Raw genomic sequence first — 1290 nt, forward strand, 5'->3', positions numbered from 1 at the left:
AGCCTACGCGCCCACCCCGCCACCCGGTCCACCGTCGCAACCGAGGACCACACCCGCGATCCGTGCCCCACGTCGCCATCGGCGCCCACCTCCTCGGTATAGCACCGGGGCGCAAGCCCGGGGGCGGAGGCGGGGCGGGCGCGTAGGCTCGGGAGCCGTCGCCCGAACCCGTCGGACGAGCCGCGGAAGGCGCATCCATGAACCGACCCAGCGTTCTCATCTCGGGCGCCAGCATCGCCGGGCCCGCCCTCGCGTTCTGGCTGAACCGGTACGGGTGGGAGACGACTGTCGTCGAGCGGGCGCCCGAGTTCCGCACCGGCGGGCAGAACATCGACGTGCGGGGCGCCGCCCGCGAGGTGCTGCGGCGGGGCGGGCTCGAAGAGGCGGTGCGCGCGGCGACCACCGGCGAGGTCGGCACCCGGTTCATCGGCGACGACGGGCGCGCGGTCGCCGAGTTCCCGGCATCCACCTCGGACACGTCCGGCGCCACAGCCGAACTGGAGGTACTGCGGGGCGACCTGTCGCGCATCTTCGTCGACGCCAGCGAGGCACGCACGGAGTACATCTTCGGCGACCGCATCACCGCGCTCGACGATCCTAGCGCCACCGGCGTCATCAGAAGCGCCGGCACCAACACCGCCGTCACCGACGCCAACACCGCCGTCACCGTCACCCTTGAACACGGCGGCGAGCGCACCTTCGACCTCGTCGTCGCGGCCGACGGCATCCGCTCCTCCACCCGCCGGCTCGTCTTCGGCGACGAATCCGTCCTCCGCCCACTCGGCATGGAGACCTCGTACTTCACCATCCCGCGCCTGCCCCACGACACCGACTTCTGGAACTGGTTCAACGCCCCCGGCGGCCTGAACGCCTCTCTCCGCCCCGACCGGCACGGCACCATCCGCGCAACCCTCTCAGCCATCCTCTACGGAGACGATGCAGACGCCGACCGGCGTACCCCCGCCGAGCAGAAGGCGCACCTGCGCCGCCGGTTCGCGGATGTCGGATGGGAGGTCCCACGCATCCTCGACGCCCTCGACGGCGGCGCCGAGGCCGCGGGCGCATCCGGAGCCCCGGGCGCATCCGGAGCCACCGACCTCTACTACGAGCAGATCGGCCAGGTGCACGCCCCGAACTGGGCGCGCGGACGCGTCGCCCTCCTCGGCGACGCGGCCTGGTGCGCCTCCCCCGTCAGCGGAATGGGCACCAGCCTCTCGATCACCGGCGCCTACGTGCTCGCCGGCGAGCTCGTAGGCGCCGGTGATCGAGAGGCTGGTGCCCATTCCGCTG

The 1290-nt window shown here is 72.7% G+C and carries 1 protein-coding gene; it reads left to right on the forward strand.

Annotation, left to right across the window (positions count from 1 at the left end; all coding sequences use genetic code 11):
* Positions 1-197 precede the first annotated feature (197 nt).
* The coding region (locus C5B96_RS16935) for an FAD-dependent monooxygenase (protein WP_104246526.1) at positions 198-1290 on the forward strand (1093 nt) is incomplete at its 3' end.

The sequence above is a fragment of the Subtercola sp. Z020 genome, assembly GCF_002931235.1.
Classification (GTDB): Bacteria; Actinomycetota; Actinomycetes; order Actinomycetales; family Microbacteriaceae; genus Subtercola.